General features: G+C 42.5%; 11 protein-coding genes. 10 read left to right on the top strand and 1 reads right to left on the bottom strand.

Features of this window, described 5'->3' with window-relative positions; translation table 11 throughout:
* Positions 1 to 25: 25 nt before the first annotated feature.
* The 4 genes from ACKPQ5_RS10475 to ACKPQ5_RS10460 all read left to right on the top strand — a co-directional run bounded on the left by ACKPQ5_RS10475 (position 26) and on the right by ACKPQ5_RS10460 (position 5059).
* Positions 26 to 1324 (top strand): DUF1501 domain-containing protein, encoded by a 1299-nt coding sequence (locus ACKPQ5_RS10475; RefSeq protein ID WP_407679057.1) that lies wholly within the window; start codon positions 26 to 28, stop codon positions 1322 to 1324.
* Complete coding sequence (locus ACKPQ5_RS10470; protein ID WP_407679056.1) at positions 1245 to 3047, top strand: c-type cytochrome domain-containing protein; 1803 nt, start codon at positions 1245 to 1247, stop codon at positions 3045 to 3047. The genes ACKPQ5_RS10475 and ACKPQ5_RS10470 overlap by 80 nt, the downstream gene beginning before the upstream one ends.
* Positions 3048 to 3128: 81 nt before the next feature.
* Positions 3129 to 3680, top strand: coding sequence for a hypothetical protein (locus ACKPQ5_RS10465; RefSeq protein WP_407679055.1), 552 nt, complete (start codon positions 3129 to 3131; stop codon positions 3678 to 3680).
* Between the two features lie 158 nt (positions 3681 to 3838).
* Positions 3839 to 5059, top strand: a complete 1221-nt coding sequence (locus ACKPQ5_RS10460; protein ID WP_407679054.1) for an aminotransferase class V-fold PLP-dependent enzyme — start codon at positions 3839 to 3841, stop codon at positions 5057 to 5059.
* Between the two features lie 38 nt (positions 5060 to 5097).
* On the opposite strand, the gene ACKPQ5_RS10455 is transcribed toward ACKPQ5_RS10460, so the two are convergent.
* Positions 5098 to 6486: a sulfatase family protein gene (locus ACKPQ5_RS10455; RefSeq protein WP_407679068.1), complete on the bottom strand. Its 1389-nt coding sequence runs from the start codon at positions 6484 to 6486 to the stop codon at positions 5098 to 5100.
* 150 nt (positions 6487 to 6636) lie between these two features.
* On the opposite strand from ACKPQ5_RS10455, the gene ACKPQ5_RS10450 reads away from it, so the two are divergent.
* The 6 genes from ACKPQ5_RS10450 to ACKPQ5_RS10425 form a co-directional block, all read left to right on the top strand.
* Positions 6637 to 7188, top strand: coding sequence for a VOC family protein (locus ACKPQ5_RS10450; protein WP_407679053.1), 552 nt, complete (start codon positions 6637 to 6639; stop codon positions 7186 to 7188).
* A gap of 371 nt (positions 7189 to 7559) precedes the next feature.
* Entirely contained in the window at positions 7560 to 8162 is a 603-nt protein-coding gene (locus ACKPQ5_RS10445) for an arsenate reductase/protein-tyrosine-phosphatase family protein (RefSeq protein ID WP_407679052.1), read from the top strand.
* Positions 8163 to 8392: 230 nt separating this feature from the next.
* A complete protein-coding gene (locus ACKPQ5_RS10440; protein WP_407679051.1) occupies positions 8393 to 9712 on the top strand; it encodes a DEAD/DEAH box helicase in 1320 nt (439 codons plus the stop codon).
* A 125-nt stretch (positions 9713 to 9837) separates the two neighbouring features.
* On the top strand, positions 9838 to 10755 hold the full coding sequence (locus tag ACKPQ5_RS10435; RefSeq protein WP_407679050.1) for an ion transporter: 918 nt from the start codon (positions 9838 to 9840) through the stop codon (positions 10753 to 10755).
* A 145-nt stretch (positions 10756 to 10900) separates the two neighbouring features.
* Entirely contained in the window at positions 10901 to 13474 is a 2574-nt protein-coding gene (leuS, locus tag ACKPQ5_RS10430; protein ID WP_407679049.1) for a leucine--tRNA ligase, read from the top strand.
* Between the two features lie 10 nt (positions 13475 to 13484).
* Positions 13485 to 14197 (top strand): LpxI family protein (locus ACKPQ5_RS10425; protein WP_407679048.1); only part of this gene is annotated, 713 nt, incomplete at its 3' end.

Raw genomic sequence — 14197 nt, 5'->3', positions numbered from 1 at the left:
AATTATTATATAGGAGGATAGCATTATGAAGACTGATATGTATAAACTGGACGAATTGAATCGTAGGGAATTTGTAGCAAGTGCTGCGAAAGCTTGTCTCGGGGTTGGACTCATGCCAATGGCAGGTTCCTACATCCACAACAGTGTAAGTGCACTTACCCCTGGTTCCAGACCTGCGAAAGCACGGTATGTAATTTATTTAAATATGACTGGTGCGATGTCTCACCTTGATACTTTTGGAACTAATCCAGATGCACCGGATATTCAGGGACCAACCAAGTCTATAGCCACTTCGGCAGACGGAGTATTTCTTTCCGAGAATTTACCCCTCACTGCTAAACACATGCACAATGCTGCAATCATCAAGACAATGTCCACCAGTCAGGGTGCACATGAACAAGCCAGTTACTTGATGCACACCAGTTACCTTAAACGTGGTACTATTGCCCACCCCACTTTTGGAAGCTGGGTATCGAAACTTTCAGGAAGCATCAACACAACCATTCCAATGAATGTACAAATTGGCTCGAATCCAGCCGGTGCCGGTTTCCTCGAATCCAAACATGGTCCCTTACCCATCGGAAATCCATCTGCCGGTTTGGCAAACAGCAAGTCTGCTGATTACTTGGACGAGTCTCGATTTGGTGGCAGATTGGCATTGGCTCAGAAGATGAATGCTTCCTACCTCAACCAATACGACCAAAAACAGGTCCGTGCCTATTCAGACCTGTACAAAGACGCGGTCAAACTGATGCGTAGTGAAGACTTAAAGGCATTTGATATCACACAGGAACCTGAGCAAATGCACGAGCTTTATGGTAAATCAAATTTTGGTCAGGGTTGTCTTCTTGCCCGCCGCTTAATTGAAAACCAAGTCCGTTATGTAGAAGTAAGTCGTGGTGGTTGGGATACTCATGATAACAATTTTGAAGCAGTGGCTAATAACTGCCTGGATATTGACAAAGCATTAAGTGCCCTCTTGCTCGACCTCGAAATGCGTGGTCTGTTAAAGGAAACAATGGTGGTTCTGACTTCGGAGTTCGGACGTACACCTAAGATTAATCCACGTGATGGACGGGACCACTGGCCCTATGGTTTCACCGCTTTTCTCGCTGGTGGCGGAATTAAAGGTGGTACCGTTTACGGTAAAATGGACAAAGTGGGCCGCAACCCCGAAGAGGGTAAATTTGTTGATCCAGCATCCTTAAACGCCACCATTGCACACGCGCTTGGTTTACCATTGAATGATGTTCAATACTCCCCATCAGGAAGGCCTTTCACGGTTGCCCATGATGGAAATCCATTGTTCGAAGTATTGGCGTAATTCGCCCCACTCAATAATGGCGGGACGCTGGTTTGTAATTTTTGCTTTTATTTTCGGTTTCTCTCACTTTTCGTGGGGAGAAGAACCTTTTCGTACCTTTACTGCTTCTTCAGGACAGGCTTTTGGGGGACGTGTGCTTAGTTACGAAGGACAAACTTTCTACATCGAAGGTAAGGATAAAAAGCTTTACCCCGTCCCCTTCAAGCAATTATCTCCCGATGATCAGAAATATCTGATCCAAATTGCAAGGGAAGGAAAAATTCCGAAAGGTGACCCTAGGAAATTAGACGCGATGGAAAGACCGGATGAAAAGCCTTCCGTTGTCTCAAATAGCGAAGAAACTACGAATCCAAGACCAATCGCTAAACCAAAGCCAAGTTTTCGAAAAGGTTCTTTTTTCGCCTACAAACCAGTAAACTTAGGCCAGGATCCGTCCTTGGCGATGGAGTCAAAAAATGTGGTTTCTCTACCCGGCCCGGATGAACCGGTGGACTTCACGAATCATGTACTACCAATCCTGGAGGAGCGTTGTCAAAGTTGCCATAATGCACCCTACGATAAAAATGGAAGAACGATTCATCCCAAAGCAGGACTACGCCTTGACACCTATGAATGGGTAATGAAGGGAAACTTGGATGACACAGTAGTAGAAGCTGGTAGTCTGGAAAACAGTTATCTCTATGAAGTAATTACTTTGGACGAAGAAGATGATATGTTTATGCCCCCCAAAGGTGGTGCACTTACTGCAGGGCAAATAGATGCGATCAAACGCTGGATAGAAGAAGGGGCAAAACCTTCTGCTGGCGGAACGGGAAATACTGCAAGCGACATGGGGAAAGGAATCAGTTTTCACAACCATATATTTCCATTAATTGAAGAGAGATGCTTGGACTGCCACAGTGAACCCTATGTTAAAAACGGAAGGACAATCCACCCCAAGGCCGGTCTTCGCCTTGATACTTACGAATGGATTATTAAGGGAAACCTCGACGGCACGATCATTGAAAAAGGGAACGCCGAGGAAAGTACTTTGCATGCAGTAATAACCCTTGACGCGGATGACCCTGAAATTATGCCTCCCAAAGGTGAACCGCTCACTGAAGAAGAGATCAATATGTTCAAACAATGGATAATTGAAGGGGCGAAAGAAAATCCATCGGATACATTTGTCCCAGAAAAAAAAGAAGACATCTCTGCTAAACCCACCGGTAACGAAAAAGTTTTATCCTTAGTCGATCAATTATCCAAACGATTAAAGCCACCATCCAAGCCACAAATGGATGCGGCACAAAAATCGGGTGCGTTAGTAACTCTGCTTTCTGCAAGGCACTCGATGGTTCGGGCAGAATTTTCCTCTGGACCCAATTTAATTAAAAATGACGCTATCGGTGCCCTATCGGGAATTAAAAATAATGTGTCTCACCTCGACCTTTCACGCACATCGGTTACAGATGGTGTATTGAGCGAGGTAAAGAAATTCAAGAATCTAACCTGGCTCAATTTAAAGAATACTTCCATCACTGATCGTGGAGTCGAAAAGCTTACCAGTATGCCCTACCTTACTTATTTAAACTTAGTAAGTTCAAAAGTTTCCGATCAAAGCATTAAGTCCATAGAAACTTTAACTAAACTGGAAGAACTCTACCTGTGGAATTCCGATGTGAGCGAACAGGGTATTGCTCGGCTAAGAAAAGCGTTGCCCGAAACAAAAATTTTACACTAAGCCATTTAATAGACTAGCTTTAAGCTAGCATTTAATATTTGTATAAGATAGGTTTTTAATACTACCAATCAAGATTGTACAATGCCCACAAATTCAAAAAAAAGAACACAGGTTTCGGTTGCCTTAAATGAATTGGAAAAAGAGTCCATAACCAAACAATCTTTTCGACAGAACCGATCGGTTTCACAGATCATGCGATTTGCGATCAAGAAGTATCTGGATGGATTGGAAAATTCATACATGAAGCCAATTGAGGAGGATTCAGTTGAACAAATATTTCTAAAACTCGGTTCCCAGTTAGCTAAAAATGCAGATATTTTATATGCACTGAAAATCATTCTTCTCGAAGCAGATAATAAAAATGACTTTCTTTTCTTTTCTTACTTTTCTGATAATGCCACTGCAATTACGGGATATGATAAATATGACCTATTGAATCCCGAATTTTTAATGTCCCGGATTCACCCAGATAATGAACCGAATGAGATTTTCATGCCCAAGCAGAATGAAGAGAGTTGGGAGCACTACTTTCAGTTTAAAAAACCGCACGGAATTTATTCCAAAACAAGAGTTTCCTTTCAACGAACTGAAGAGGGGAGATTATTAGCGACTTGGCAATTTTTACCATCCTAATTAAGAATTTCATCTTCTGCAGTTGCGGATAACTCGATTCTCAAATAGATAGTCTCAAATAAATATCCGTTCAACTACTATCCTGTTTCGAAAATGTGGAGAAATTTACTTCTCCCTCACCCCGTTTATTTTTTAAGGCAAGCTCAGAGAATTTAATCATGTCCAATAGTATTCAAAAAATAAGACAAGACTTCCCTATTTTGAAAAGACTAAATCGCGGGAAACCATTGGTTTACTTGGATAACGCGGCTTCTTCTCAAAAACCTGATTGTGTAATCGAAGCTTTAGCTGAGTATTATAAAGAGCATAACTCAAATGTTCACCGTGGAGTCTATGCATTAGCAGAGGAAGCGGAGCTGCTTTACCACGATGCACGGAAAACAATAGCAGATTGGTTTAATGTAAGTTCCGAGGAAATTATTTTTGTACGGGGAGCTACGGAAGGGCTCAATTTAGTGGCCCAATCCTTTTCACAAAGACATTTGAACCCAGGCGACTGCATCATTCTTACTCAAATGGAACACCACGCCAATATCGTACCTTGGCAAATGGTGGCAAAACAAAGAGGTGTTGAGATCCAAGTGGTTTCAATACTAAAAGATGGTTCACTTGATCTTGATGAATTAAGCTCTTTGCTCGCACAGGAAAAAACTAAGGTTTTATCGCTTTGCCATATTTCCAATTCTTTAGGAACAATTAATCCGGTTGAACAGATCATCGAAGAAGCTCACTCGCATGATGTACATGTAATTGTGGACGGGGCACAAAGTGTGCCTCACGGAAAGCTTGATTTAAAAGCAATGAATTGTGATTTCTTTACGTTCTCAGGACACAAGGTGTTTGGTCCGATGGGTATCGGGGTATTGTATGGAAAAAAGGAAATCCTTGAATCTCTGCCGCCCTACCAAGGTGGTGGCGATATGATTGATGAGGTAAGTTTCAGCGGTACAACCTATGCCCCTTCCCCGCAAAGGTTCGAGGCCGGTACTCCCAATGTATCAGGTGCTATTGGCCTTGCCAGAGCAATTGATTATCTTCGCCAACATGACATGAATGAACTGGCCCAGCATGAGAATGAACTGCTTCAGTTTACTCAGACTGAACTTCTTTCTATACCCGGTCTTACCATACACGGCACAACTCCCAATAAGGCTTCGGTTATTTCGTTTTTGATTGAGGGCGTGCACCCCCATGACCTTGCCACCCTGTTAGACGGGGAAGGAATTGCGATTCGCACCGGTCATCATTGTTGCCAACCACTTATGAAAGTACTTGGTGTTCAAGCCACCGCACGAGCGTCATTTGCATTTTACAATTCTATGGAAGATGCCGAACGATTTGTAACAGCGGTGCAGAAATCAGTTTCTATACTGCGATAGCCCTGCACTTAACAAGTGGTCGGTCTCTGCTCCGATTATCACTTATTCCAAGGTGCACGGGCGTTTTGAGTAATTTCTGCATCAAGTTGTTCCATTCGTGATTGCAGTTTAGTCACAATAACGGGTCGCTGGGATGCCAGATTATTTTTTTCCTCAAGATCTTTCTCCAAGTTAAATAATAAAATATCTTTTTTGCCCACTGATTTGCCTCGTTTTTTCTTGATCAAAAGTTTCCAGTTTCCTTGTCGAATTCCCTCCACTTCTCCACGCGAAGTATAGTGAATAAATTCATTCCTTTTCGACTTACCCGTGCCGGTAAGTAAATTGATCGCGTTCACACCATCAATCTTTTTCCCTTGAGGAAGTTGCGATCCGGTAATAGCGGCGAAGGTGGGTAAAAGATCAATTGTTCCGATTAAATCTTGGCATACTGTACCTGCTGGAATATCCGGTCCGCGCATCACACATGGAACTCGTTGCCCCCCCTCAAAGGTAGTTCCCTTGCCTTCTCTCAATGAACCGGCAGAACCACCGTGATGACGGAATGATAACCACGGACCATTGTCAGTAGTATAAATCACATAGGTTTTGCCGCTAAGCTTCAGGTCGTCCAGGGTTGTTAAGATCCGACCGACCTCGGAATCGATATGCTCGATGGTATTGATGTAAGCATTTTTTGGATTTGGGTCGCGGATTTCATCCGGAACATAGAGCGGAATATGGGGCATTGAATACGGTACATAGATAAAAAAGGGGGAATCCTTCTTCGCCTGTATAAAATCAATTGATTTTTGAGTACAACGCCTCGTAATTGTACGCTGGTCGACAGGAAGTTCCACGATTTTCTCGTCTTCAAATAAAGGAGTTTTCCATTTCGTAAGCGTGGACTCGGGGTCCGCCCATAGTATATCCATTCCATCGGCCCCCCCTTTTGGTTTTCCCTTATTATCTGGATGGTTCATATCGTTGGAGTAAGGTATTCCAAAATAAGTATCGAAACCGTTCGAGGTAGGAAGGACTTCTTTGTGGTGCCCCAAATGCCATTTACCAAAGCAGGCAGTTGAATAACCGAGCGATTTAAAATGATCAGCAATAGTATACTCTGATGGATTCAACCCTTTCGTAGAAGTGGGAAATAAAACATGTTGGTGCATTCCCACCCTCTTGGGGTAGCAACCGGTCATTAAAGCGGCACGAGAGGGAGTACAAACGGGAGATGCAACCATAAAGCTGGTAAACTTCCTCCCCTCCTGCGCAATTCGGTCAATATGAGGAGTCTTGATTGTTTTCGATCCAAAGCAGCTCAGATCTCCGTACCCTTGGTCATCCGCAAAAATAAGGATAACATTAGGCTTATCTTGTTTCCCGAAAAGCGAAAGGAAATTAAAAAATATACAAATCTGTGCTAAAAAACTAAAATATTTCATCATTACTACCTAAAAGATAGAGCGACATTTTGATCAAGTATGAAATATATTTAAAAACATATTATTTTATGAGCTTGCGGGTAAAAGGTCAGAAAAAGTATTCTTGGCAGTTTACTATTTTCTATTCCTTTTACTCATTTAATTAATCCAATGAAAACCTGTCTCCTTTTACTCTTTATTTTATCAACTCTTATTGGAAGCGCGGGGGAGAAATCTAATTTTGCAAACCAGACTATTGATATTGGCCTTGTAGTCACTGATATTGAAAAGTCTCTTCAATTTTATAAGGAAGTTGTTGGTTTTCAGGAAAAAGATGGTTTTAAAGTGTCCGGAAAATTCCCCAAGTTAGTGGGTTTAACAGATGGAACTGAACTGAACATTCATGTGCTACGCCTAGGGGATGAAAACAGTTCCACCAAACTGAAGCTAATGCAAGTGGCTGGAAAAAAGCCAACCCGCATTGTGAAACAGCCCTACATACATTCTACTGCCGGATTTTCCTATCTTACCTTATTCGTAAATAATGTTGAAAAAGTTATTTCCCGGGCAAAAAAATATGGTTATCAACCATACGCACAAAGCCCCCAGGTTCTCCCTGAAGGATTACCGCAAGATATCTGCCTTCTGATGCTTAAAGATCCGGATGGCAACTTTGTAGAAATTGTGGGTCCATTAACAAAGACTCTCCAAAAAAAGCAGTAATCTTACTCCAATAAACCTTATCAATTGAGGCTGTATAGATTATTGATTCCTGAAATTTTATTACCAAGGATCGTTTGAAATTTTATTTCAAACTAAAACGCACAATCCAGGCATAAGCTAAATCAATGGTAGACAGAGACTTAAATTAAATTGCTCGGGTTTAAACCACATAAATAGAGGTGTGAATTTTAAACAAAATATTTCTTATTCTATACTTGGCATAAGATGTGCAAAATGGTAAGATGGAAGGATTAATTTAACTTTTTCGACTTTTACGAAAACGGTAATAATTTGTCTCAAATTTGATACTTTAATTTATTATACTATAACATCTTTATATAACAATTGTTGAACCTGGCGGAAAAACTACAATGAACAATACAAACAAACCTTGGAACAAAGAAAAATCTTCCCACAACATCGACGACAATTTCTCTCGTCCTAATCTTCCTTCGAATAACGCGGATCATCAATCCTACGGTGGTAACGAACTCACTAAAATATTATTTCTGAGCAAGAGAGGAATGTCGCGCTCCCCTCTTGCCAGAGAAATGATGCGTACTCTTCTTGAAGGAACTCAATTATTTGGGAGAGTCCGTACCTCATCACGAGGTGTAACCGAAGCCTATGATCAATGTCCAATTGATGCGAGAATGAGTAAATTTTCAACTAAACTCGGATATTTCTTACAAGGGTTTTCCAGATTCGCAACAATTCCAGATCTTGCGAGTGCAGACATCATAATTACTCTAGATCATGAAAGTGAAGAGTTTGTAAATTTACACAAATCATTTATCCGCGGACTATCACGCCCGCTTGGTATATTCTTTTCTCCTGGGAGTGATCCCTACATTCAGGATCCCTACGAAAGGGGTGAGGATGAGGATGTCGATGACCATTACGATGAAATCGTTTCTTCGATTGGATACGGTTGTTCCAAGCTTTACGCACAACTTCCGTCTTTAATCGGTTAAGGAATCCCAGAACAGTTTCGGCAAACTATAAGACTGCAGGTTAGTTCTTTAGGCGTTGCCTAATTACACATTGTTCTATTGTATATAGCGTGTGGTTGGGACATGCGATTGAATTGAGTTGGGTGTAATTAATTAAACATACCAGTTAAATTCCATTTTGTTTCATTGTAGTGTTTATGCTTTTGTTCGTATCCGGCGTTCGGAGGTTTGTATAACTTCCGGATAAACCTATGAAAAATAATAACGAACAAAATATTGTTCCCTCAAACGCAGTACCGTTACAGGGTGTGTTTCAAGAATATTGTGCCGAGATCAAAAAGGCACTTATTGAACAATCCTATACAAAGCCAACTCCGATCCAAGAGCAATGCATGCATCCCATTTCTGAAGGGAAAGATGTGATTGGGATTGCCCAGACGGGAACGGGCAAGACGGCAGCATTTTCGCTTCCTCTGTTACAAAGAATGCAGGCTAACGATCGTCAGTTTAAAACACGAAACCCTAAAGTTTTAATGCTTGCGCCCACTCGTGAACTTGCCTCACAAATTGGAGAAAGTATAGAAAAATATGGCACTAACCTTCCCTTTCGTCACACTGTTATTTTTGGAGGTGTGGGACAAAAACCACAGGTAAATGCATTGCGAAGAGGAGTGAATATTCTAGTTGCTACTCCAGGCAGGTTAATCGATTTAATGGATCAGGGGTATATCCACCTGGAAGAAATTTCCTGTTTTATCCTTGATGAGGTCGATCGTATGCTAGACATGGGATTTATTCATGCGATTCGAAGAATTCTCAAGGTTGTCCCTGAGGATAGACAAACCTTATTCTTCTCTGCAACCATGCCCCCAGCGATGGAAAAACTTGCTCTTTCTATGGTGCGGAAAAATCCTATTCGGGTTTCAATCGCACCAAAGGAACCAGCTGTGGACAGGATCAAACAATCTCTTTTTCGAGTTCCCAAAAGTAGTAAATTAAATCTGCTTCTCAAACTTTTTGAAAATGAGGATTTAAAAAAAGTGGTCGTCTTTACCCAGATGAAACACATGGCAAACCGAGTGGCAAAAAAACTCCAGAGTGTAGAAATCTCTTGTGCCGCAATTCATGGAAATAAAAGCCAGGCTGCCCGAACCAAGGCACTCCAAAATTTTAAAAGCGGTTCTTCTCGCGCATTGATTGCTACCGATGTGGCAGCACGCGGATTGGATATCAATAATGTGACACATGTTATTAATTTTGACCTTCCGGTGGAAGCTGAAACCTATGTCCATAGAATTGGTCGTACCGCCCGTGCGGGTGCAGAGGGAGAGGCATTCTCATTTTGTGGAAAAGACGAGGCGGACCAACTTAAAAGTATTGAGAAGTTACTCCGCAAACCAATACCAGAAAAAGAAACCCCCGAATTGCCAAAAGTGGAAAATAAAACCAGAGAGGATGAATTTTCGAATAGAAGCAGACCCCAGCAGAGAAGATTTTCAAGGAAACCGAATCCGAATAATTCTTCACCCTCCCAAAATAGACCGCGAAATCGATCCAGGAACCGACATTAAGTAAAACCAGATCGACCGGGTGAATCAGCTTTTATTCAGTCTTCGCATTTGCCCCCCATTTTTATTTTATATATTGTAACTGAGTATTCGTAATAGGTACCTATTGACAACGGAGATTTTCCCCCATGAGTTCGAATTGTAAATCGATTGTTAACAGTAAATTTTTTCAAAGGCTTATACTGGTCACCATACTACTTGCAGGAGTTGTGGTAGGCGTTCAAACCTTCAAAGCATTTGCTGGGGAGCATGCCATCGTTCTCAACACCTTGGATTCATTCATTTTGGGAATTTTTGTAATTGAGGCAGTCATTAAAATTCTAGCAGAAGGAAATCGTCCCCAAAATTATTTTAAAAATCCATGGAATGTTTTTGATTTTATTATTGTCGTCGCCTGCTTGCTCGGTCCTGTCATCCATTTGGGTGGGGACTTCCTTCCCGTTCTTAGGTTAGCACGTATCCTTCGAGTTCTTCGCTTGGTATCGGCAATTCCAAAACTCCAACTCCTTGTCAGTTGCCTACTAAGAAGTCTACCGTCGATGTTCTATGTCAGTATCCTGCTTTTTCTTCTTTTTTATATCTATGGCACGATGGCGGTATTTTTATTTGCGGAAAATGACCCCATACACTTTAGAAATCTCCAAACTTCCATTCTCTCTCTTTTTCGGGTGGTTACTTTAGAAGATTGGACCGATGTAATGTATATCAATATGTATGGATCAGAAAATTACGGTTACAGTTCCAATGACCTAGCTAAATGGAGCCCAATTTCATCCGCCTCGCCTCTTGGGGGGGCTTTATTCTTTGTGAGTTTTGTATTAATTGGAACCATGATTGTACTGAATCTTGTAATCGGAGTCATTATGAACAGCATGGACGAATCGAATGCTGAAATGAAAATAAAACAAGAATTAATTCGTAGAAAAACCAGTCCTGAACCCTTGCGCGACGGAATTTACGACTTACAGTTAAAAATGGAAAAAATTGCCGGAGAAATGGAACTAATTAAGAAGTTACTGGAAGAAAAGAAATCCGGGCAGAATTGAAATTAAAACCGCAGCGAGCAACCTGTTTACTTGCAAAATCTTTTATTTCGTAGATTCGCAGCTTTCCCAACACCTACAATCACCAGGGTTTACTTTTGCCAAATCCAAAGAAAGTCTTCATCTTAAACCTCACTTAAATTAAAAAATGGCAGACGAAGAAAAACAATACGACTTTCTCGAAATCGAGAAAAAATGGCAGAAATTTTGGGAAGAAGAAAAGACTTTCCGAGCGGAGGATAACTCAGAAAAACCAAAGTTTTATGCGTTGGATATGTTCCCCTACCCCTCAGGTGCCGGTTTACATATTGGACACCCGGAAGGTTATGTCGCCTCTGATATTCTCGCTCGATACAAAAAGGCATGCGGTTTTAATGTACTTCATCCAATGGGTTGGGATGCTTTCGGTTTACCTGCAGAACAATACGCAATTAAAACTGGAACCCATCCATCGGTTACCACTCAGGAAAATGTAGATAATTTTAGACGACAAATTAAAAGTATCGGATTTGCGATCGACTGGGACCGTGAAATTAACACGACCGATCCCGACTATTATCGATGGACCCAGTGGATTTTCTTAAAACTTTTCCAACGGGGACTTGCCTATGTAGCTGAAAAACCCGTTTGGTGGTGTCCCAACTTACTTGCTGTTCTCGCAAATGAGGAAGTGGTCAATGGAAAATCTGAAGTGGGTGGTCATCCGGTGGAAAGGCGAAATCTAAGACAGGTGGTTCTTCGCATTACGGCCTATGCAGAAAAGTTAATCGCCGGATTGGACGATCTCGATTGGCCGAACTCCACCAAGCGACAACAAAAGGCATGGATTGGCCGCTCGGAAGGTGCCGAGGTTCAATTTTCAATCGAGGGAATGGAGGAGAAATTGGAGGTCTACACCACCCGTCCCGATACTCTTTTCGGTGCTACTTACATGGTGGTAGCACCCGAACACCCGCTTCTTGACAAACTTGTCAGTCCAGAAAACAAAGATGAAGTAAAAGCTTACATTGAGTTAGCCGCTAAAAAGAGCGACCTCGACCGGACAGATCTTGCCAAAGATAAATCAGGTGTGTTCACAGGGAGTTATTGCCTCAATCCAGTAAGTGGAGAAAAAGTTCCTGTCTGGGTTGCAGATTATGTCCTTATTACTTACGGAACCGGTGCAATCATGGCAGTACCAGCTCATGATGAAAGGGACTTTGAATTTGCGGAAAAATTCGGAATTCCAATCACGCGAGTAATCGCTCGCATAGATGGAGATGAAGAAAAAGCCAAGCTCCCCTATTCTGGACCAGGAATTATGGTTAATTCTGCTGAGTACGACGGGATGGAGGCCGATGAATGCAAAGCCAAAATAATTACCGATCTCGAATCAAAAGATATGGGGAAAGGTGCGGTGAATTATAAATTACGCGACTGGATTTTTTCGCGACAACGCTACTGGGGAGAACCAATCCCACTGGTTTGGGTATCCCACCAGGATTTTGAAAAAGCAAAGGCAACCACCGGAGTTATTCGAGATCTTTTACCAGAGGAGCCGGTTACTTCCGATAAGGATGGAGTCACCCTCTATGCACTACCTCTTCCAGAGTCTGAACTTCCTTTACAATTGCCCGATGTTGAAAAATATCAGCCATCGGGAACCGGGGAAAGCCCGCTGGCCACAATTCCCGACTGGCTTGAAATTTGGTTTGATCTTTCCACCGGTCAATCTCTTTCCCGAAGCGAATCGAAGCCAGATGGACAAAGCTGGGTATCCGCAACCCGGGAGACTAATACTATGCCACAATGGGCGGGGTCTTGCTGGTACCACCTTCGCTACCTCGATCCCAATAATACTGAAAACTTAGTTGATTCTGAAAAAGAAGCGTACTGGGGAGGTCCAGATTTCTATATCGGTGGAGCAGAGCATGCGGTACTTCACCTGCTTTACGCCCGCTTTTGGCATCGGTTCCTTCACGACGAAGGGGTACTCGCACACCCTGAACCTTATAAAAAATTATTCCACCAAGGCTTAATTTTGGGAGAAGATGGTAACAAAATGTCTAAAAGTGTAGGTAATGTGGTCAGTCCGGATGTGGTGATTGATGCCTACGGTGCCGACTCACTTCGACTTTTTGAAATGTTTCTCGGTCCACTGGAAGCAGTAAAACCATGGAGCGAGAAGGGAATTGAGGGAGTACATCGATTTCTCAAAAAAGTTTTTCGCGAAGCAAGTTCTTCAGAAAAACACTCAGCAGGCGAAGAAAAGAATCCTGAAACCCTTCGGCTTTTACACGAAACTATTCTCAAAGTAACGGAGTCTATTGAAAATCTGCGTTTCAATGTCGCAATCTCTCAAATGATGATTCTAGCGAACCATCTGCAAAAAATGGATACCTTTTCTGACGGGACAATCAAAATACTCTTACAACTTCTTGCCCCCCTTGCTCCCCACCTATCTGAAGAACTATGGCAGAAATTGGGGGGTACCGAATCAATCGTGAATCAACCATGGCCAGTCGCTCGTAAAGAATTACTGGTAAGCGATGAGATAACCATTGTCTTTCAGGTAAATGGTAAGCTTCGTGGAGAAGCAAATTTTGCCAAGGACGCAAGTAAAGAAGAAATCATTGCGACTGCGAAAGAGCATGAAAAAGTACTGGCATTCACAACCGGTAAAGAAATCATGAAAGAAATTTACGTTCCGGGAAAACTCGTAAACCTTGCGGTAAAAGGCTAACCTTTTAGTAATGAGTCGTTTTTTACCCGACAATTTTGACGCCAGCAAACCGCTTGCTCTTATTGCGGGGAAGGGAACCTATCCTATTTTACTGGCCGAACGAGCTCGGTCTGCCGGAATTGCGGTCCGACTGATCGAATTGGGCGGAGAAACATCAGAGAAGTTAATTAGTTCATTCCCAGTCCATGAACGATCCGCGGTTAAGGTCGGACAGGTCGGAAAACTTCTCAAGGAATTAAAAAAATTCAATTCCGGCTATGCGGTAATGGCGGGACAAGTAACCCCGGGAAAACTCTTTCGCGGATTACACCCGGATCTTAAAGCCATTCGTATGCTTGCCGGACTGGATCGCAAAAATGCGGAAACTATATTTGGCGCAATTGGTGATGAAATTGAAAAATCAGGTGTCCACCTACTCGACGCACGGGTCTTTATGGATGAAGACATGACCGAGGAGGGAATGATAGTCAAAGGGAAGGAAAAAATCGATCCCCAGCACCTCGCCCATGGCATTGAGATCGCCCGCGAAAATGCCCGGCTTGATGTGGGTCAGGGCGTAGTGGTGAGCCGGGGTACGGTATTGGCAGTCGAAGCCTTCGAAGGCACAAATGCCATGCTCGAACGAGCCGGAACATTTGGGGCAAAAAACTGTCTTTTTGTAAAACTCGGCAAGCCCAGTCAAGATACACGATTCGATGTACCCGTCTTCGGGTTACAAACCCT

Source organism: Candidatus Seribacter sulfatis (assembly GCF_964187635.1).
Taxonomy (GTDB): Bacteria; Verrucomicrobiota; Verrucomicrobiia; order Opitutales; family Seribacteraceae; genus Seribacter; species Seribacter sulfatis.
Note: the sequence above shows the minus strand (reverse complement) of the source record. Positions and strands in the feature narration are given on the sequence as shown.

Excerpts from the sequence above, each read along its gene's own strand:
- ACKPQ5_RS10455 (WP_407679068.1), bottom strand. The coding sequence starts at position 6,486 with ATGAAATATTTTAGTTTTTTAGCACAGATTTGTATATTTTTTAATTTC.
- ACKPQ5_RS10450 (WP_407679053.1), top strand. The coding sequence starts at position 6,637 with ATGAAAACCTGTCTCCTTTTACTCTTTATTTTATCAACTCTTATTGGA.
- leuS (WP_407679049.1), top strand. The coding sequence starts at position 10,901 with ATGGCAGACGAAGAAAAACAATACGACTTTCTCGAAATCGAGAAAAAA.
- ACKPQ5_RS10440 (WP_407679051.1), top strand. The coding sequence starts at position 8,393 with ATGAAAAATAATAACGAACAAAATATTGTTCCCTCAAACGCAGTACCG.
- ACKPQ5_RS10475 (WP_407679057.1), top strand. The coding sequence starts at position 26 with ATGAAGACTGATATGTATAAACTGGACGAATTGAATCGTAGGGAATTT.
- ACKPQ5_RS10470 (WP_407679056.1), top strand. The coding sequence starts at position 1,245 with ATGATGTTCAATACTCCCCATCAGGAAGGCCTTTCACGGTTGCCCATG.
- ACKPQ5_RS10460 (WP_407679054.1), top strand. The coding sequence starts at position 3,839 with ATGTCCAATAGTATTCAAAAAATAAGACAAGACTTCCCTATTTTGAAA.
- ACKPQ5_RS10445 (WP_407679052.1), top strand. The coding sequence starts at position 7,560 with ATGAACAATACAAACAAACCTTGGAACAAAGAAAAATCTTCCCACAAC.
- ACKPQ5_RS10465 (WP_407679055.1), top strand. The coding sequence starts at position 3,129 with ATGCCCACAAATTCAAAAAAAAGAACACAGGTTTCGGTTGCCTTAAAT.
- ACKPQ5_RS10435 (WP_407679050.1), top strand. The coding sequence starts at position 9,838 with ATGAGTTCGAATTGTAAATCGATTGTTAACAGTAAATTTTTTCAAAGG.